Source organism: Tepidimonas sp. HKU77 (assembly GCF_049728535.1).
Taxonomy (GTDB): Bacteria; Pseudomonadota; Gammaproteobacteria; order Burkholderiales; family Burkholderiaceae_C; genus Tepidimonas.
Window position 1 is genome coordinate 1,850,432 of record NZ_CP187300.1, and the last position, 17,529, is coordinate 1,867,960.

The following is a 17,529-nucleotide window of genomic DNA, read 5'->3' on the forward strand; positions in this document are numbered from 1 at the left end:
TGTCTATGGTGTACCGAGCGGCCGAGGTCGCGGGGCTCGTGCGGCGACAATACGCCTTATGAACGCCCCTGAATTGCTCTTGCCTGCGGGCTCCTTGCGCCATCTGCGGGCCGCCTTCGACTTCGGGGCCGACGCGGTCTACGCCGGCCAGCCACGCTACTCATTGCGCGCGCGCAACAACGAATTCCGCTTGGAGCAGCTCGCACAGGGCATCGCCGAGGCCCACGCGCGCGGCAAAAAACTCTTCGTCACCAGCAACCTGATTGCGCACAACGACAAGGTGCGCACCTACCTGCGCGATTTGGCGCCGGTGGTCGAGCTGCGGCCGCACGCCCTCATCATGGCCGATGCGGGCCTGATCATGCTGGTGCGCGAGGAGATGGAGCGCGGCCGCTGGCCAGAGATCCCCATCCACCTGTCGGTGCAGGCCAACACCACCAACTGGGCGGCGGTCAAGTTTTGGCAGCGCGCGGGGGTATCGCGCATCATTCTGTCGCGCGAACTCAGTCTGGATGAGGTGGCGCAGATTCGCGACGCCTGCCCCGACGTGGAGCTGGAGGTGTTCGTGCATGGCGCGCTGTGCATTGCCTACTCGGGGCGCTGCCTGCTGTCGGGGTATTTCAACCGCCGCGATCCCAACCAAGGCACCTGTACCAACGCCTGCCGCTGGTCGTACACCACCCACGCCGCGCAGCCGACCGAGACCGGTGACGTACAGGCGATGGCCACCGGGGCCGGGTGTGGCAGCGGGTGCGGCAGCGATGCGCCCGACCCGCAACCGCTGGGGACGGACTTCGACTGGGCGCGCGAGCAGGCCGACGCCGAAGCGCGGCCCGCCACCACCGGCGATGGTCGGCGCCACCCGTTGGCCGACCGGGTGTGGCTGCTGCAAGAGAGCCAGCGCCCGGGCGAGCTCATGCCCATCATGGAGGACGAGCACGGCACCTACATCCTCAACAGCCGCGATCTGCGCGCGGTCGAATACGTCGAGCGGCTGGTGCGCATCGGGGTGGACTCGCTCAAGATCGAGGGCCGCACCAAAAGTGTGTACTACGTGGCGCGCACAGCCCAGGTGTACCGGCGCGCCATCGACGACGCGGTGGCGGGTCGGCCTTTCAACCCCGAGCTGCTGCGGGAGCTGGAGGGACTGGCCAGCCGTGGCTACACGAGCGGGTTGCTCGAGCGCCGACCGGCGCAGGACTACCAGAACTACCTCAGCGGCCACTCCGCACCCACGCGTGCGCAGTACGTGGGGGATGTGATCGGCGTGCGCGCCGACGGTTGGGCCGAGGTGGAGACGAAAAACCGCTTTGCCGTCGGCGACCGGCTGGAGGTGATCCACCCCGCGGGCAACCGCACGTTGACCCTGTCGGCCATGCAGGATGGCAACGGCCAGCCGATCGAGGTGGCGGCGGGCAACCCGCTGCGCGTGTGGGTGCCGCTGGGCGCACCCGCCGACGGGGCGTTGCTGGCGCGGCTGGTGTGATGGCCGGACAGCGGGGCAGCAGCCCCGGTGTCAGAGCTGGGCCAACACCGCCCGCGCCGCCTGCAGCGTGGCGTCGATGTCGGCGTCGCTGTGCGCAGCGCTGACGAAGCCCGCCTCGTACAGCGCGGGGGCGAAATAGACGCCGCGCTCGAGCATGCCGTGGAAGAAGCGGTTGAAGCGCGCGGCGTCGCTGGCCATGACCTGCGCGTAGTTCTGCGGCAGCTCGGGCAAGAAGAAAAAGCCAAACATCCCGCCTTCGCTGTCGGCGCTGAACGGGACGCCCGCGCGCTGGGCCTCGGCGCGCAGCCCGCCGACCAGCGCCCGTGTTTGCGCGGCCAGCCGATCGAAAAAGCCCGGCTGTTCGATCAGCCGCAGCGTCGCCAGCCCGCAGGCGGTGGCCACCGGGTTGCCCGACAGCGTGCCAGCCTGGTACACCGGCCCCAGCGGGGCGAGCTGTTCCATAACCGCGCGCTTGCCGCCGAAGGCCGCCAGCGGCATACCGCCGCCGATGACCTTGCCCATGACGGTCATGTCCGGCTCGAAGCCGGGGATGTGGCGTGCATAGACGCTTTGCGCCCCGCCGAGCGCGACGCGAAAGCCCGTCATCACTTCGTCGAACACCAGCAGTGCGCCGTGCTCGGTGCACAGCTCGCGGCAGCGGCGCATGAACGGGACGCTGGCGCGCACGAAGTTCATGTTGCCCGCGATCGGCTCGATCATCAGCGCCGCGATCTGCTCGCCGTGCTCGGCAAAGGCCGCTTCCAGCTGCGCGATGTTGTTGTACTCCAGCACCAGCGTGTGCTGCACCACCTCGGGCGGCACGCCGGCGCTCGTGGGGTGACCGAAGGTGGCCAGCCCCGAGCCGGCCTTGACCAGCAGCGCGTCGGCGTGGCCGTGGTAGCAGCCTTCGAATTTGATGATCTTGGGCCGGCCGGTGGCACCGCGCGCCAGTCGAATGGCGCTCATGCCGGCTTCGGTGCCGGAGCTGACCAGCCGCACCATTTCCAGGCTGGGCAGCAGGCGCCGGATGGCCTCGGCCAGTTCGATCTCGCGCTCGGTCGGGGCCCCGAACGAAAACCCTTCGGCGATCGCCGCCTCCACCGCCTGCACCACCTCCGGGTGGCCGTGACCCAGGATCATCGGGCCCCACGAGCCGATGTAGTCGATGTAGCGCTGGCCGTTGGCGTCCCACAGGTAGGCGCCCTGGGCGCGGGTGATGAAGCGGGGTGTGCCGCCCACGGCCTTGAAGGCGCGCACGGGCGAATTGACCCCGCCCGGGATGACGGTCTTGGCGCGCTCGAACAGCGTGGCGTTGCGGTCGGTCATGGCTCTCCGGGGGTGTCGTTGGGGTTGTCAGTATCGTCGTCGGCCCAGAACAGACGGTCGGGCACGGCGTGCCCCATGCCCGGCTGAAAGCCGTTGGCCAACGTCTGGTCCAGGTAGGTGAGCGCCTCCGCGCCGGCCTGCGACAGGTCGCTGCCGTGCGCCAGCAGCGCGGTCAGCGCGGCGGACAGCGTGTCGCCCGCGCCAATGAAGGTGGCCTCGATGCGCTCGAAGCGCGCCTGCGCCAGCACGACCTCGGGCGACGCCAGGTGGTTGTCGATGCCGTCGTCGTGCACCATGCCCGTGACCAGGGTGACGCTGACGCCATGGGCGGCGGCGGCGCGGGCGATGTCGCGCGCGCCCGGCGCTCGCTCGTCCTCCCAGTCAGGCAACAGCCAGCGCGCCAGCGTGTGATGGTTGCCCACCAGCACGTCGGTCTGGGGCAGCACCAGCTCCTCGCACGCTTCCAGATAGGCCTCGCGCTCGCCGTCCGACAGCCATGCCAGCTCGGGCAGGTAGGTCACCACGGGCACGTCGTCGTAGTCGCTCAGGATGCTGCCGATGGCCGACAGACCTTCGGGGCTGCCACCAAAGCCGACCTTGATCGCTGCCACCGGCATATCCTCCAGCACGGCGCGCGCCTGGTCGTCGATCCATTCGGCGTCTAGCGCGTGGTGGCCGTGCAGGTGGCGCGTGTCGCGCAGCCAGACGCTGGTGGTCACCGGCAGCACGTGACACGAGGCGCTGGCTAGCGCCCCGATATCGGCGCCCAGGCCGCCGGCGCCGCTGGGGTCGCTGGCATTGAAGCACAGCACGCACGGCGGCCGCGCCGGGGTGTCGCGAGCAGCGGGGGTTTCTGGGGACATGGGCATCGGACGTCGGTCGACCGAGGTCGCAAAGCGCGCCGGGGTCATGGCTACAATGGTTCCATTCTACTTGGACCCCTCGTGCCGACGCTGCCATGACGACCCCGACCCGAACCTGGATGTGCTTGATCTGCGGCTGGATCTACGACGAGGCCGCAGGCGACCCCGAGCACGGCATCCCCCCCGGCACCCGCTGGGAGGACGTGCCCGTCAACTGGACCTGTCCCGAGTGCGGCGCGCGTAAGGAAGATTTCGAGATGGTTCCGATTTGACCACCGCGTAGCGCTCCAGCGTGCGCAGCCGCGCCTGCGCATGGTCGACGATCGGCGCCGGGTAGTCGCGCCCGATCACCACGCCGGCGGCCGCCAGATCGGCGGCACTCGCGCGCCAGGGTGCGTGCAGTGCTGGGGTGGGTAGCGCCGCCAACACCGGCAAGTAGCGGCGGATGAATTTGCCGTCCGGGTCGAACTTTTCGCTCTGGGCGACGGGATTGAAGATGCGAAAGTACGGCTGCGCGTCGCACCCGCTGGACGCGGCCCACTGCCATCCGCCGTTGTTGGCGGCCAGGTCGAAGTCGATCAAACGATCGGCGAAGTAGCGTTCGCCCCAGCGCCAGTCCAGCCCCAGGTCTTTGGTCAGAAAGCTCGCCACCACCATGCGCAGCCGGTTGTGCATATAGCCGGTCTGGTTGATTTGGTGCATGGCTGCGTCCACCAGCGGATAGCCGGTGCGGCCCTCACACCAGGCGGCAAACAGTGCCTCGGCGTGGCGGCCCCGCTCCCAGTGGATGGCGTCGTAGGCGGGCTTGAAGGCCTTGCCCTCGCCGACGTGCGGAAAATTGGCCAGGATCTGGTGATAGAAGTCGCGCCAGATCAACTCGTTGAGCCAGGCGGTGGCGCCGGCGCGGCCCTGCCGGTGCAGGCGGTAGGCGGTGCCGGCCACCTCGCGGATGCTGATCGTGCCAAAGCGCAAATGCACGCTCAGATAGCTGGGCCCCTTGATGGCGGGGTAGTCGCGCGCCTGGTGGTAGTGGTCGATGCGCTCCAGGAAATCCTCCCACAGCGCGCGCGCACCGCGGCTGCCGGTGCGCACCTTGAGTGCGCGCAGGTTGGTGGGCACAAACCCAATCGACGCCAGGCTGGGCACGCCCGGCGGGTGTGTGGGCGGGCAGGGGGCCAGCGCGTCGGCGTGGCGTTCCACCGGGTGGGGCTGCAGGTGCGCGTCGGTCAACGCTTTGAACCACGCGTTTTTGTACGGGGTAAAGACCGTGAAAGGCTGCCCGTTGGCGGTCAACACCTCGCGCCGCTCGAAGATCACGTGATCTTTGACCGTGCGCAGCACCACCCCCTGGTGCGCCAGCGCCCCCAGCACCTGCGCGTCGCGGGTGCGGGCGTAGGGCTCGTCGTCGTGGTTGGCAAAGACCGCCTGCACGCCCAGCTCGGCGGCCAGGCGCGGGATGTCCTGCCGCGCCGGGCCATGCCGCACGATCAGCCCGACCCCCTCCACGCCATTGGCGCGGCCGAGCGCGCGCAGCTGCTCGTCCAGGTCGATCAGGCTCTCATGGATAAACTCCACCCGCCGGTCGGCGTGCAGCCCTCGCTCCAGCAGCGGCTGCAGGATGTCGGTGTCGAAGACGAACACCGCCCACACGCGCCGGCATTGTTGCAGGGCGTGGCACAGCGCCGCGTTGTCGGCCGTGCGCAGGTCACGGCGAAACCACATCAGGCCACGGTCGTACGGTTTGCGGTCAGGGTTCATGGGGGTGCGCGCGTAGAATCGATGCCATGAGCTCGGATTCTGCCCCCGTCAACCTGACGCATCATTTCTTGATCGCCATGCCCGGGCTGAACGATGAGCTGTTCGGCCGCAGTGTCGTCTATGTCTGCGAGCATACGCCGCGCGGCGCGCTGGGCCTCATCATCAACAAACCCACGGGCATCACGCTCGACGACCTGTTCGAGCGGCTGGAACTGCCCCTGGGCCGCCCCGAATGGTCGGGCATGCCCGTGCTGCGAGGCGGGCCGCTGCAGACCGAGCGTGGCTTCGTGCTGCACGAGCACATGGGCGAGCCCGAGCCCGTGGGCTCGGTCAACCCCCCTGCGACGCAGGCCGTGCCCGCGCCGACGTCGGCTTTGCCGTCGTTGTTGCAGGCAGCGGGGGCAGCCGACGAGGCGCCCGACGAGGTGTCGGGATCTTCCGCCCGCGACCCGGCGGCCCCGCCGCCACGCGCTAGTGCCTATGCCTCGTCGCTGCGCATCGACGGGGCAGGGCTGGAGCTGACCACCTCGCGCGACGTGCTCGAAGCCGTCGCCGCCGGCGCCGGGCCGCGGCAGATGCTGGTGGCGCTGGGATATTCGTCCTGGGGCGAGGGGCAGCTCGAATCCGAATTGGGCGACAACGCCTGGCTGACGGTGCCGGCCGACCCGGCGCTGCTGTTCGAGGTGCCCATCGAGCAGCGCTACGAGCGGGCGATGGGCCTGCTGGGCCTGCAGCCGTGGATGCTGGCACCGGGCGCTGGGCGGGCATGACGACCTGGGGCGTGGTGCGCGCGGGCGCACAGAGTTTTTTGGCGTTCGACTGGGGCGAGCGTCGCGTCGGCATGGCCAGCGGCAACGCCATCACGCGCACCGCCACGCCCTTGCCCACGGTGGACGCCCAGGGCGACGCGCGCTGGCAGCGCCTGCTGGCGGCGATCGCCCAATGGCAGCCGGACGCCCTGGTGGTGGGCGTGCCGTACCATCCCGACGGCGCGGCGCACGCGCACACGCAGCGCGCGCAGCGCTTTGCGCGCCAGTTGCACGGCCGCACCGGTCTGCCCGTGGTGGAAGTGGACGAACGCTACAGCAGCACCGAAGCCCACGCGCTGGGTGCCAAAGACGCCGATGCCGCTGCCGCGTGCATCATTTTGGAGCAGTATTTGAGGAGTCTGCCATGACCCACGACGGGGGGCGGGACGCCGCGCCGACCGACGGGCGGCTGCCGCTGGATGCCGAGGCCCTGTATGCCGAGTTGCGCCGCGCGGTGCAGGCCTTGCTGGCCGCCGGGCCACAACCCACCCACCTGGTGGGCGTGGCCTCGGGCGGCGCATGGCTGGCCGAGCGGCTGCACCGCGAGCTGGGCTTGCCCGGCGAGCCAGGTGTCATCGTCGCCACCCTGCACCGCGACGACTACGCGCAGCGCGGGCTGGCGGCCAGCACCGCGCAGACGCGCCTGCCGTTCGAGGTCGAAGGTGCGCACGTGCTGCTCATCGACGACGTGCTCTACACCGGCCGCACGCTGCGCGCCGTGCTCAACGAGCTGTTCGACTATGGCCGCCCGGCCAGCGTGCGGCTGGCGGTGCTGGTCGACCGCGGTGGGCGCGAGCTACCGGTGGCAGCCGACGCCGCAGCCGTGCGCCTGCCGCTGCCCGCGCACCAGTCGTTCGAGCTGGTGCGCGACGGCGGCGGGCGCTTCTCCTTCGCCCTGCTCGAACGCACCCCGCCGCGCCTGGGCTAAATCTGCCGGAGCCCCCACGCCATGACGCGCAATCCCCAACTCAACCGCCACGGCGAGCTCATCCATCTGCTCTCCACCGAAGGGCTGCCGCGCGACATCCTGCTGCACATCCTGGACACGGCCGCGCAGTTCGTCAGCGTCAACGACCGCGAGGTCAAAAAAGTCCCCCTGCTGCGCGGCAAGAGCGTGTTCAACCTCTTTTTCGAAAACAGCACGCGCACCCGCACCACGTTCGAGATCGCGGCCACCCGCCTGTCGGCCGACGTGTTCAACCTCGACATCGCGCGCTCCTCCACCGCCAAGGGCGAGACGCTGCTCGACACGATCGCCAACCTCTCGGCGATGGCGGCTGACATCTTCGTCGTGCGCCACAGCGAGTCGGGCGCGCCGTACCTGATCGCGCAGCACGTGGCACCGCACGTGCACGTCATCAATGCCGGTGATGGCCGCCACGCCCACCCCACACAGGGCCTGCTGGACATGTACACCATCCGCCACTACAAGGGTGACTTCACCCGTCTGTCGGTGGCCATCGTGGGCGACGTGCTGCACTCGCGCGTGGCGCGCTCCGACATCCACGCGCTCACCACCCTGGGCTGCCCGGACGTGCGTGTGGTGGGCCCGCGCACGCTGGTACCCAGCGACTTGGCGCACCTGGGCGTGCGCGTGTGCCATTCGCTGGAAGAGGGCATCCGTGACTGTGACGTCGTCATCGCGCTGCGGCTGCAAAACGAGCGCATGAGCGGCGCTTTGCTGCCCTCCAGCCAAGAGTTTCACCAGCGCTTTGGCCTCACGCCCGAGCGGCTGCGCTGGGCCAAGCCCGATGCCATCGTCATGCACCCGGGGCCGGTCAACCGTGGGGTCGAGATCGACTCCAGCGTCGTCGATGGCGCGCAAAGCGTGGTGCTGCCGCAGGTGACCTTTGGCGTGGCGGTGCGCATGGCGGTCATGGGCATCATCGCGGGGAACGAAGCATGAAACTCCTCATCCGAGACGGCCGCGTCATCGATCCCGCCAGCGGCACCGACCGGGTGGCCGACGTGGCCATCGCTGCTGGGCGCATCATCGGCATCGGTCAGGTGCCTGCGGACTTCCACCCCAACCGCGTGCTCGACGCCCGCGGCTGCTGGGTATTGCCCGGACTGGTGGACTTGTGCGCCCGCCTGGGCGAGCCCGGCCACGAGCATGCGGGCATGCTCGAGAGCGAAACCGCTGCCGCCGTCGCCGGTGGCGTGACCAGCCTGGTGTGCCCGCCCGATACCGACCCCGTGCTGGACGAACCGGGCCTGGTCGACATGCTGCGCGCGCGCGCCGAGCGGCTGCACCGCACGCGGCTGTTTCCGCTGGGGGCGCTGACGCGCGGGCTGCAGGGCGAGGTGCTGGCCGAGATGGTGCAACTGGCCGAGCGCGGCTGCGTGGGCTTTGGCCAGGCGGATGTGCCCATCGTCAACACCCAGGTGCTGCAGCGTGCCTTCCAGTACGCCGCCACTTTTGGCTACACGCTGTGGCTGCGGCCCGAGGAGCCGTGGCTGTCCAAAGGCGTCATGGCCAGCGGGCCGCTGGCCACGCGGCTCGGGCTGTCGGGCGTGCCCGCCGCGTCCGAGGTAATCGCGCTGCACGCGCTGCTGGCGCTGCTGCGCAGCGTCGTGGCGGGCATGCCGCCGGGGGCGCCGCCGCCCGTGCACCTGCACCTGTGCCGCTTGAGCACCGCCGCCGGCGTCGACTTGGTGCGCCAAGCCAAGGCCGAAGGCTTGCCGGTCACGGCCGACGTTAGCGTGCACCAACTGCTGCTCACCGATACCGACATCGGCTACTACGACACCCGGCTGCGCCTGCAGCCACCCGTGCGCCAGCAGCGCGACCGCGACGCGCTGCGCGCCGGGCTGGCTGACGGCACGATCGACGCGCTGGTGTCGGACCACACGCCCGTCTCGGCCGACGCGAAGGCGGTGCCATTCGCGCAGGCCGAGCCGGGCGCCACCGCCATCGAGCTGCTCGCGGGCCTCGCCGTCAAATGGGCGCAACAAGACGGCGTGCCCGTGGCGCGCGCAGTAGAGGTGCTCACCAGCGGGCCGGCGCGCGTGCTGGGGGCGCGGTTGGGCACGCTGCAGGCCAGCGTCGGCCGGCTGGCCGTGGGCGGGGTGGCCGACGTGTGCGTGCTCGACCCGCAAGCCACCTGGCGCGTGGAGCCATCACGCCTGCGCAGCCAGGGCCGGCATACGCCGTTCGAGGGCCACGCGCTGCCTGCGCGCGTGCGCACCACGGTCGTGGGTGGCCACATCGCGTTCGATGCCGCCGACTGACCGCGCCATGGCGACCGCCGCCGTGCCGTGGGGGTGCCGCGTGCGTGCCGTGGGCCGCGCGGCGCGGCTGCTGGCGCACGTCCTGCAGGGGCTGTGGACGCTGTGGCGGGTCTTTCCGCGCGCCGACGACGCGGCCCGAGCCGCCCACGTGCAGCGCTGGTCCCGGCAGGCACTGGACATTTTGGGTGTGCGCTGGTTCGTGCATGGCCCGCCACCCGCCCGCGGGCCGCTGCTGGTGGTGGCCAATCACATCTCGTGGCTGGACATTTTGGTGGTCAACGCGGTGCGCCCGTGTCGTTTCGTCTCCAAGGCCGACGTACGTCACTGGCCCGTGCTGGGGCGGCTGGTCGCGGGGGCTGGCACGCTGTTCATCGAGCGCGCCAGCCGGCGCGACGCGCTGCGCGTGGTGCACCAGATGGCGGAGCGCCTGCATGCCGGTGACGTGCTGGCGATCTTTCCGGAAGGCACCACCAGTGACGGGCGCGGTGTGTTGCCGTTTCACGCCAACCTGCTGCAGGCGGCGCTCGCGACCGACAGTCCCGCGCTGCCGCTGGGCATCGCCTACCGCCCTGCAGGCGCCAGCCCCGAGGCGTTGCAGCGCCACGACGCGCCCGTCTACGTGGGGGACGACACGCTCATCGCGTCCCTGTGGCGTGTGCTGACCGCGACCGACCTGTGCGCCCACCTGCACTGGGGCGAGCCACAGCGCGCCGATGGGCGCGACCGGCGCACCTGGGCTGGCGATTTGCGTGGCGCCGTGGCCACCTTGGCCGGGCTGCCGCCGCCCAACGTCTAAACCCAGCGCCGAAATTTCGCGACAATCGCGGGTTTTCCCCATAGCCATGCCGCTGCACCCCGCCCGCGGCGCAGGAGTCGTTTTCGTGCTCAAGGATTTTCGCTTTTCGCTGTTGTTTTCCGCCGTCTGCCTGGGGCTGGCGGCCTGGTGGGGTGTGCAGTCGCCCCTGGGCCTGTGGGCCGCGCTGTGGCTGACCGCGGTGCTGGCGGTGCTCGAAGTCAGCTTGTCGTTCGACAACGCGGTCGTCAACGCCAGTGTGCTGCGCGGCATGAGTGCGCTGTGGCGTCAGCTCTTTCTGACCGTGGGCATCCTGATTGCCGTCTTTGGCATGCGGCTGGTGTTTCCCATCGTCATCGTGGCCGTCTCGGCGGACATCGGCTGGGCCGAGACGGTGCGTCTGGCCCTGCAACAGCCCGACGAATACGCGCGCGTGCTCACGCAGGCGTATCCGGTCATCTCGGCGTTCGGCGGTGTCTTCCTGTTGCTGGTGTTTCTCAACTTTTTGTTCGACCGCAACAAAGAGACACACTGGCTCGGCCCTCTGGAGCGGCCACTCGTGCGTGCAGCCAAGTTCGACGAGATCAGCGTCTTCATCGCGCTGCTGGTGGTGTTTTCCACGCGCTGGTGGGTGCCCGAGGCAGAGCAGATGCGCGTCTTTGTCGCGGGCATTGCGGGCATCGTGCTGTACCTGGCAGTGGACGCGGTGGGCGCGCTGTTCTCAACCGAAGAGGCTGGCGAAGCGGCCGTGGCGACCGTGCAGCGCAGCGGTTTTGCCAGTTTTCTCTATCTCGAGGTGCTCGACGCGTCGTTTTCATTCGACGGCGTCATCGGCGCTTTCGCCATCACCAAGGATGTGGTCATCATCATGCTGGGGCTGGCCATCGGTGCCATTTTCGTGCGCTCGATGACGGTCTATCTGGTCAAACGCGGCACGCTGCAGGCCTATGTCTACCTGGAGCACGGCGCACACTATGCCATCGGGGCGCTGGCGGCCATCATGATCGTGGGCACCGTGGTGCACGTGCCCGAGGTCATCACGGGGCTGATCGGCATCGTCTTCATTGCCGCGTCGGTCGTGTCGTCGGTGCGCGAGCGGCGGCGAGCGTCGACGTGAGTGCCGGTGGTCGCCACCACCTGCCTCATCCGGCCAGCAGATCGGCCAGCGCGCGCGCCACTACCCTTGTGGCGCGGCGCAGGTCTTCCAGCACCAGGTGTTCGTCGGCGCGCTTGGCGTTGGATTCGCGCACGGTGCGCGGCCCCGCGCCATAGATGACGCCCGGAATGCCGCGCGCCACGTACAGCCGTACGTCGGTGTACAGCGGCGTGCCCACAGCCGGGATGGCCTCGCCCAGCACGGCCTGCGCGTGGCGCTGCAGCGCCTGCACCAACGGCTGCGCCCCGGGCAGCGGGCGCATGGCGTGTGCCAGCAATGTGCGACGCACCTGCACGCGCAGCGCGCGCCCACCGCGCGGGGGGGCAAAGTCGGCTGCCGCCTCGGCGATCACGCGGCGCAGCTGTGCCTCCACCTCGGCGGGGTCTTCCTCGGGGATCATGCGCCGGTCGAGCCGAAACACCACTTTGCCTGGCACGACATTGGTGTGTGTGCCGCCGTCGATACGACCCACGTTCAGGTACGGATGCGTAATGCCCTCCACCCCCGATCGCACTTGCAAATAATCGGCGTTGAGGCGGTAGAGCGCCTGCAGGATGTGGACGGCCCCCTGCAGCGCGTCCGTGCCCGTGTCGGGGATGGCCGCGTGCGCCATCTCGCCTTCCACCGTCACTTCCAACTGCAGGCAGCCGTTGTGCGCCGTCACCACCTGGTAGGTAAAGCCCGCCGCCAGCAGCAAGTCGGGCTGCGTCAGGCCCTGCGCCAGCAGCCAGCCCGGGCCCAGCTCGCCGCCCATTTCCTCGTCGTAGGTGAAGTGCAGCTCCACTGCGCCGCGCCGCGGGCGGGCCACCGCTTCCAGCGCGCGCACGGCAAAGGTGTAGGTGGCAAAGTCGCTTTTGCTCACCGCGGCCGCGCGCCCGTACAGTTTGCCGTCCACGATTTCGGCGCCATACGGGTCGTGCGTCCAGCCTTCCCCCGGGGGCACCACGTCGCCATGGGCGTTGAGCGCGATGACCGGCCGTGCCCGCTCGCCTGCGCCGTAGGGTCGGCGCACGATCAGGTTGGTGATCGACGCCAGCCCCGCGGCCTGCACCTGCTCGGCGGGCACCGGGTGGCGCTCCACTGCCCAACCCATCGCTTCCAGCGCGGCAGCGGTGATCTCGGCGTGGCGGGCGTTGTCGCCGGGCGGGGTGTCGGTGGGCACGCGCACCAGGGTCTGCAAAAAGCGTACCTGCTCGTCGAAGTGCGCGTCGATCCAGGCGTCCAAGGCGGCGTAGTCGGGGGTGGGGTCAGTGGTGGCGGGGGTGGTCATGGGCAGTGCCGGGGCAGGGGGGTCAGGCCACCGTCTCGGCGGCCAGGTCGTGCAGCAGGCGCTCGAACGCCTGCACCGCGCATTCGATGTCGTCGCTGGTGGTCGACTCCAGCGGGTTGTGGCTGATGCCGTCGTGCTCGCCGCGTACAAACAGCATCGCTTGGGGCAGCAGGCGGTGCATCATCATGGCGTCGTGCCCGGCGCCGCTGGGCAGGTGCAGCACCGGCAGGCCCAGCGCCGCCACGGCGCGCTCCCAGCGCGCCTGCCATGCCGCATCGCTGGGGGCGGCGCTGGCACGCACCGTCTCGCGCAGGGCCAGCGTCAGCCCGCGTCGCTCGGCAATCTCGTGCGCCGCAGCCAGCACCGCTTGCGCGAGCTCGTCGCGCGCGGCGTCGGTGGGGGCGCGCACATCCAGGCTGAAGCGGCAGCGCCCCGGCACCACGTTGATGGAGCCCTGCGGCACCTCCAGGATACCCACGGTCGCCACCGTGCCCGGGCGCTGCTGTGCCAGCCGCTCCACGGCCAGCGTTAGCTCGGCTGCGCCCGCTGCCGCGTCGCGCCGCTGCCCCATGGGCGTGGTGCCGGCGTGGCAGGCCACGCCGCCGTACTCGCCCAGCCACCGTAGGCTGCCGTTGATGCTAGTGACCACCCCCAGCGGCCGGTGGGCGCGCGCCAGTACCGGACCTTGCTCGATGTGTACCTCCACAAAGCCCAGGTAGTGCGCCGGGTCGCGGCGGCAGGTGGCGATCGCCTCCCACGTGCCCGGCAGGCCCGCTTGCTGCATCGCTTGCGCCATCGGGATGCCCGCGGCGTCGGTCAACGCCAGCCAGGCGGGGTCGAACGCGCCCACCAACGCCGCCGAGCCCAGAAACGTGGCGGGGTAGCGCTGGCCTTCCTCCTCGGCAAAGGCGACGATCTCGATCCCAAACGGCAGCCGCTGTCCGCGCGCGTGCAGCCGCTGCACCGCCGCCAGCGCCACGCCGATGCCCAAGCGCCCATCGTGCGGCCCTGCATTGCGCACCGTGTCGTAATGGCTGCCGGTCAGCAGCCAGCGCGCCGCGGATCGTTGCGCGTGGTAGCGGCCCACCACGTTGCCCACGGCGTCGTGCGTCACCTCGTCGCAGCCCGCCTCGCGCATCCACGCGGCCAGCTCGGCCGCGCACGCGCGGTGCGCCGGGCTCAGGTACGTCGCCGTCAGGCCATCGGCGCTTTCGCTGTGGCGCGCCAAGGCCGCCAGTCGGTCCCACACCGCGTGGCCGGTGGCAGGCTCCCAGCCCAGCTTGTCGTGTAGACGGATCTCGGCGATGCGGTGGATCTGGCGCAGGCACTCGCGCCGCTCGTCGTCCGGGTGGGCGTGCAAGCGTCGCTCGAAGTGCGCGATGATCTGCGCGCGCGTCAGCCCCGTGCCGCGCGGGCCACGCACCGCCAGAATGAACGGCCAGCCAAAGCGTGCCCGGTACGCCGCGTTGAGGCGTTGCAGCGTGTCGTATTCCTCGGGCGTGCAGTGGGTCAGTCCCGCGCGGCCTTGCTCGCCGCTGGATTCGGCCGTCAGCGTCCCTGCTAGCGCCGCCTTGCCCGCCAGCTCCGGGTGGGCGCGGATGAGCGCCAACTGCGCTTCCTCGCCCGCCTGTGCCACCACGTCGGCACACGCCGCGATCAGCGCCGCCGGGCTGGCAAACGGGCGCCGCTGCAGCGCCTGCGCCACGATCCAAGGCGAATGCTCGTACAGCCCATCCAGCAGCGCGGCCGCTTGCGCCAGCGGCGCGGTGTTGAGGGCGTCCAGCGCCGTGATGCCCGTGCTCATGCCGCCGCTCCCGCGCACCCGTTGTCGCCGCCCGGATACGGATGCACCGCCTGCCAATGGCGGGCGATGTCGATGCGCCGTGCCACCCACACGCCGTCGTGGCGCTGGATGTGGTCCAAAAACCGCTGCAGCGCCCCAATGCGCCCGGGCCGCCCCAGCAAGCGGCAGTGCATGCCCACGCTCATCATGCGTGGCTGATTCAGGCCGTTGGGGTCACCCTCGGCGTACAGGGCGTCGAAGGTGTCGCGCAGGTAGGCAAAAAACGGATCCCCGTGCGAGAACCCTTGCGGCAGCGCAAAGCGCATGTCGTTGGCGTCCAGCGTGTACGGCACCACCAGGTGCGGCACCACCTGCCCGTCGCTGCGGCGCACGCGCATCCAAAAGGGCAGGTCGTCGCCGTAGTAGTCGCTGTCATAGACGAAGCCACCGTGGTCCACCACCAAGCGGCGCGTATGGGGGCTGTCGCGCCCGGTGTACCAGCCCAGCGGGGCGGCACCGGTCAACTCGGTCAGGATGCGCACCGCCTCGTGCAGGTGGGCGCACTCGGTGGCTTCGTCCACCTGTTGGTAGTGGATCCACTTCAGGCCATGGCAGGCAATCTCGTGCCCCGCGGCCAAACAGGCCTGCGCCACCTCCGGGTGGCGCTGCAGCGCGCTGGCCACGCCAAATACCGTCAACGGCAGGCCGCGCGATTCGAATTCGCGCAAAATGCGCCACACGCCCACGCGCGAGCCGTACTCGTAAATGCCCTCCATGCTCAGGTGGCGGTCCGGGTACGCCGTGGGCGCAAACAGCTCCGACAAGAACGTCTCGCTCGCCGCGTCGCCATGCAGCACGCAGTTTTCGCCGCCTTCTTCATAGTTGAGCACGAACTGCACTGCGATGCGCGCCCCGCCCGGCCAGCGTGGGTGCGGCGGCTGGCGGCCGTAGCCGATCAAATCACGCGGATAAGGTGCAGTGCTGTCGTAAACGTGGGCCATGGTGACAAGGCAGTCGGTTTTGCGGCATCATAGACACAAATGGGCCTGAGCACACACGTTCTCGATACCATGCACGGCTGCCCGGCCGCGGGTATGGCTGTGCGGTTGTATGCCACCGGTGAGGGGCCACGCCTCATCAAACAGGTCGTGCTCAATGCCGATGGCCGTAATCCCGAAGGGCCGCTGCTGGCCACGGGCGAGCTGGCCGCCTGTACCTACCGGCTGGTGTTCGAGGTGGCCGACTACTTCCGCGCACGCGGTGTGGCGCTGCCGCAGCCGCCGTTTCTGGATTGCGTCACCATCGACTTTGGCGTGGCCGACGCGCAGGCGCACTACCACGTGCCGCTGTTGGTCAGCCCGTGGAGCTACGCCACTTACCGCGGCAGCTGAGGCGCACCGTCTTGACCTTGCGCCACCTGCGTGTCAGCGTTGGCCTGCGGCTTGCGCGTGCTGCGCGTGGCGGTTCGGGTATTGGTGCCGCGGGCCGTGGTGGCTTTCGGCTGGCTGACCGCAGGCTCGGGCGCCGCAGCGGCGCGCTTGGGCGCTGGGGCGGGGTAGCGGTCCAATTGTCCTTCGGTCAGGGTGTCGAGCTGGAAGGTGCCGCTGCGGTCCCACAACCAAGTGTCGGTATAGCTGACCGTGCCCAACTTTTGGGGGGCCGGGAAAGGCGCCGCCGCCATCACCAGCCGCTCGATCTCGGCCTTGACGTGCGGCACGTGATCCGGCGCGCGCATCCACTCGAAGCGCCGCACCTCGCCCCGCGGGCCGATGTCCAGTCGCATCACCCCCACCGCCTGCAGCAGCGGCGGCAACTTGCCACGGAAGATGCGATCGCCGTAGCGCTCATACAGGTGCTGCGCGCCGTCGCGCCGGTAGTCCCGCTCCGACGCTGCCAGAGACACCTTGCCACTGAAGGGTGGCTCGGGCGCGGGCGCGGGCTGCACCACCACGGGTGGGGCCGTTTCGGCGGGGGCGGGCGGCGCTTCCACGGCGCGCGGGGGCGCGGCGGGCGGCGGGCTGGCGCAGCCAGCCAGCAGTGCCAGCGTCGTCACCACCACGCTCCAGACCAACCGTGTACGGGGGGTGGCTGTGGGGGCGGGTGACATACGTGCGCCAGTTTCGGTCGTCGATGGCATCGTCGGATGGTGGGGCGGTTGGGCCCGAGGAGTCGATGTGGCTCGGATTGTGCGCCAACGCGCCCGGCCTTTCAACCCCGGCGATACTGCGGGGCATGGAATCCGTTTGTTTGCGCGGGGGCGATCTGCATGCGGCGCTGGCCTGGTTGCGCGCCGAGCCAGGCGTGTTGGTGTGGGTCGAGCGTACCGAGGGGTCGGCGCCGCGCGAGCCGGGCGCGTGGATGTTGGTGGGCGCGCAGCGCATGCTGGGCACCATCGGTGGCGGGCAACTCGAGTGGCACGCCATCCAGCAGGCGCGCGCGGGCCTGCGGCAACCGGGCTGGGCAGGGCAGGCGTTGCGCTGCGCACTCGGCCCCAGCCTGGGGCAGTGCTGCGGTGGCGTCGTGCACCTGCGGCTGCAGCGCGTCACGGCGGCCGACGCGGCGGCGCTGCGCGCGGCCTGGGTCGATGAGCGGGTGCCGGTGGCGCTGTTCGGCGGTGGGCACGTCGGGCAGGCCATCGAGCGCGCGCTGCGGCCGCTGCCGTTCGCCCTCACCTGGATCGACAGCCGCGACGGCATGTTTCCCACCGACCTGCCACCAACCGTGGTCGCCGAGCACTCCGACCCCGTCGAGCGCGCCGTCGCCGACTTGGTACCCGGCAGCCGCGTGCTGGTCATGAGCTTTAGCCACGCTGAAGACCTGGCCGTGGTGGACGCCTGTCTGCAGCGGTTGCGCCAGCAGGACGACCTGCCGTTCGTCGGCCTCATCGGCAGCCGCACCAAATGGGCCGCGTTTCAGCACCGCTTGCTCGCGCGCGGGCACGACGCATCGGCGCTGGCGCGCGTGACGTGCCCTGTCGGGATCCCGGGGATTCAGGGCAAAGAACCCGCCGTCATCGCCGCGGCCGTGGCGGCGCAGCTGTTGATGACGAGATAA

Annotated in this window: 18 protein-coding genes; 11 read left to right on the forward strand and 7 right to left on the reverse strand. The window is 70.2% G+C overall.

From position 1 onward, the window contains the following. Positions 1 to 58: 58 nt before the first annotated feature. Positions 59 to 1,486, forward strand: coding sequence for a tRNA 5-hydroxyuridine modification protein YegQ (yegQ, locus tag ACPP3B_RS08895; RefSeq protein ID WP_424858753.1), 1,428 nt, complete (start codon positions 59 to 61; stop codon positions 1,484 to 1,486). A 30-nt stretch (positions 1,487 to 1,516) separates the two neighbouring features. On the opposite strand, the gene hemL is transcribed toward yegQ, so the two are convergent. Continuing rightward, a complete protein-coding gene (gene hemL, locus ACPP3B_RS08900) occupies positions 1,517 to 2,812 on the reverse strand; it encodes a glutamate-1-semialdehyde 2,1-aminomutase (protein ID WP_424858754.1) in 1,296 nt (431 codons plus the stop codon). Continuing rightward, positions 2,809 to 3,675, reverse strand: coding sequence for a bifunctional hydroxymethylpyrimidine kinase/phosphomethylpyrimidine kinase (gene thiD / locus ACPP3B_RS08905; RefSeq protein WP_424858755.1), 867 nt, complete (start codon positions 3,673 to 3,675; stop codon positions 2,809 to 2,811). The genes hemL and thiD overlap by 4 nt, the downstream gene beginning before the upstream one ends. Before the next feature lie 95 nt (positions 3,676 to 3,770). Between thiD and ACPP3B_RS08910 the strand changes: the two genes are divergently transcribed. After that, entirely contained in the window at positions 3,771 to 3,947 is a 177-nt protein-coding gene (locus ACPP3B_RS08910; RefSeq protein WP_299019672.1) for a rubredoxin, read from the forward strand. Here ACPP3B_RS08910 and ACPP3B_RS08915 read toward each other — a convergent pair. Next, complete coding sequence (locus tag ACPP3B_RS08915; protein ID WP_424858756.1) at positions 3,886 to 5,433, reverse strand: cryptochrome/photolyase family protein; 1,548 nt, start codon at positions 5,431 to 5,433, stop codon at positions 3,886 to 3,888. The two genes, ACPP3B_RS08910 and ACPP3B_RS08915, sit on opposite strands and share 62 nt — an antisense overlap. A 26-nt stretch (positions 5,434 to 5,459) precedes the next feature. Here ACPP3B_RS08915 and ACPP3B_RS08920 point away from each other — a divergent pair, with 26 nt between their 5' ends. From ACPP3B_RS08920 to ACPP3B_RS08950, 7 genes are all read left to right on the forward strand, one after another. Then, positions 5,460 to 6,203 (forward strand): YqgE/AlgH family protein, encoded by a 744-nt coding sequence (locus ACPP3B_RS08920; protein WP_299021225.1) that lies wholly within the window; start codon positions 5,460 to 5,462, stop codon positions 6,201 to 6,203. Beyond that, complete coding sequence (ruvX, locus tag ACPP3B_RS08925) at positions 6,200 to 6,610, forward strand: Holliday junction resolvase RuvX (RefSeq protein ID WP_299021222.1); 411 nt, start codon at positions 6,200 to 6,202, stop codon at positions 6,608 to 6,610. Before ACPP3B_RS08920 ends, ruvX begins: the two co-directional genes overlap by 4 nt. Continuing rightward, a complete protein-coding gene (gene pyrR, locus ACPP3B_RS08930) occupies positions 6,607 to 7,170 on the forward strand; it encodes a bifunctional pyr operon transcriptional regulator/uracil phosphoribosyltransferase PyrR (protein WP_424858757.1) in 564 nt (187 codons plus the stop codon). Before ruvX ends, pyrR begins: the two co-directional genes overlap by 4 nt. A 21-nt stretch (positions 7,171 to 7,191) precedes the next feature. Then, positions 7,192 to 8,148: an aspartate carbamoyltransferase catalytic subunit gene (locus ACPP3B_RS08935; protein WP_299021216.1), complete on the forward strand. Its 957-nt coding sequence runs from the start codon at positions 7,192 to 7,194 to the stop codon at positions 8,146 to 8,148. Then, on the forward strand, positions 8,145 to 9,473 hold the full coding sequence (locus tag ACPP3B_RS08940) for a dihydroorotase (protein ID WP_424858758.1): 1,329 nt from the start codon (positions 8,145 to 8,147) through the stop codon (positions 9,471 to 9,473). The genes ACPP3B_RS08935 and ACPP3B_RS08940 overlap by 4 nt, the downstream gene beginning before the upstream one ends. A gap of 7 nt (positions 9,474 to 9,480) precedes the next feature. Further along, a complete protein-coding gene (locus ACPP3B_RS08945; protein WP_424858759.1) occupies positions 9,481 to 10,269 on the forward strand; it encodes a lysophospholipid acyltransferase family protein in 789 nt (262 codons plus the stop codon). An 85-nt stretch (positions 10,270 to 10,354) separates the two neighbouring features. After that, entirely contained in the window at positions 10,355 to 11,383 is a 1,029-nt protein-coding gene (locus ACPP3B_RS08950; RefSeq protein ID WP_424858760.1) for a DUF475 domain-containing protein, read from the forward strand. Positions 11,384 to 11,408: 25 nt separating this feature from the next. On the opposite strand, the gene ACPP3B_RS08955 is transcribed toward ACPP3B_RS08950, so the two are convergent. Genes ACPP3B_RS08955 through puuE form a run of 3 tightly spaced genes read right to left on the reverse strand, consistent with a single transcriptional unit; the run spans position 11,409 to position 15,476 of the window. Further along, the gene (locus ACPP3B_RS08955) at positions 11,409 to 12,692 is read right to left on the reverse strand and encodes a M20/M25/M40 family metallo-hydrolase (RefSeq protein WP_299022738.1); all 1,284 of its coding nucleotides are present in this window, start codon (positions 12,690 to 12,692) and stop codon (positions 11,409 to 11,411) included. A 22-nt stretch (positions 12,693 to 12,714) separates the two neighbouring features. Then, entirely contained in the window at positions 12,715 to 14,496 is a 1,782-nt protein-coding gene (uraD, locus tag ACPP3B_RS08960; RefSeq protein WP_424858761.1) for a 2-oxo-4-hydroxy-4-carboxy-5-ureidoimidazoline decarboxylase, read from the reverse strand. Then, a complete protein-coding gene (gene puuE / locus ACPP3B_RS08965; RefSeq protein WP_424858762.1) occupies positions 14,493 to 15,476 on the reverse strand; it encodes an allantoinase PuuE in 984 nt (327 codons plus the stop codon). The genes uraD and puuE overlap by 4 nt, the downstream gene beginning before the upstream one ends. 39 nt (positions 15,477 to 15,515) lie before the next feature. Between puuE and uraH the strand changes: the two genes are divergently transcribed. Then, positions 15,516 to 15,866: a hydroxyisourate hydrolase gene (gene uraH, locus ACPP3B_RS08970; RefSeq protein WP_424858763.1), complete on the forward strand. Its 351-nt coding sequence runs from the start codon at positions 15,516 to 15,518 to the stop codon at positions 15,864 to 15,866. Here uraH and ACPP3B_RS08975 read toward each other — a convergent pair. Then, positions 15,851 to 16,528, reverse strand: a complete 678-nt coding sequence (locus ACPP3B_RS08975; protein ID WP_424858764.1) for a hypothetical protein — start codon at positions 16,526 to 16,528, stop codon at positions 15,851 to 15,853. The two genes, uraH and ACPP3B_RS08975, sit on opposite strands and share 16 nt — an antisense overlap. Positions 16,529 to 16,707: 179 nt before the next feature. Here ACPP3B_RS08975 and xdhC point away from each other — a divergent pair, with 179 nt between their 5' ends. Then, positions 16,708 to 17,529: a xanthine dehydrogenase accessory protein XdhC gene (xdhC, locus tag ACPP3B_RS08980; RefSeq protein ID WP_424858765.1), complete on the forward strand. Its 822-nt coding sequence runs from the start codon at positions 16,708 to 16,710 to the stop codon at positions 17,527 to 17,529.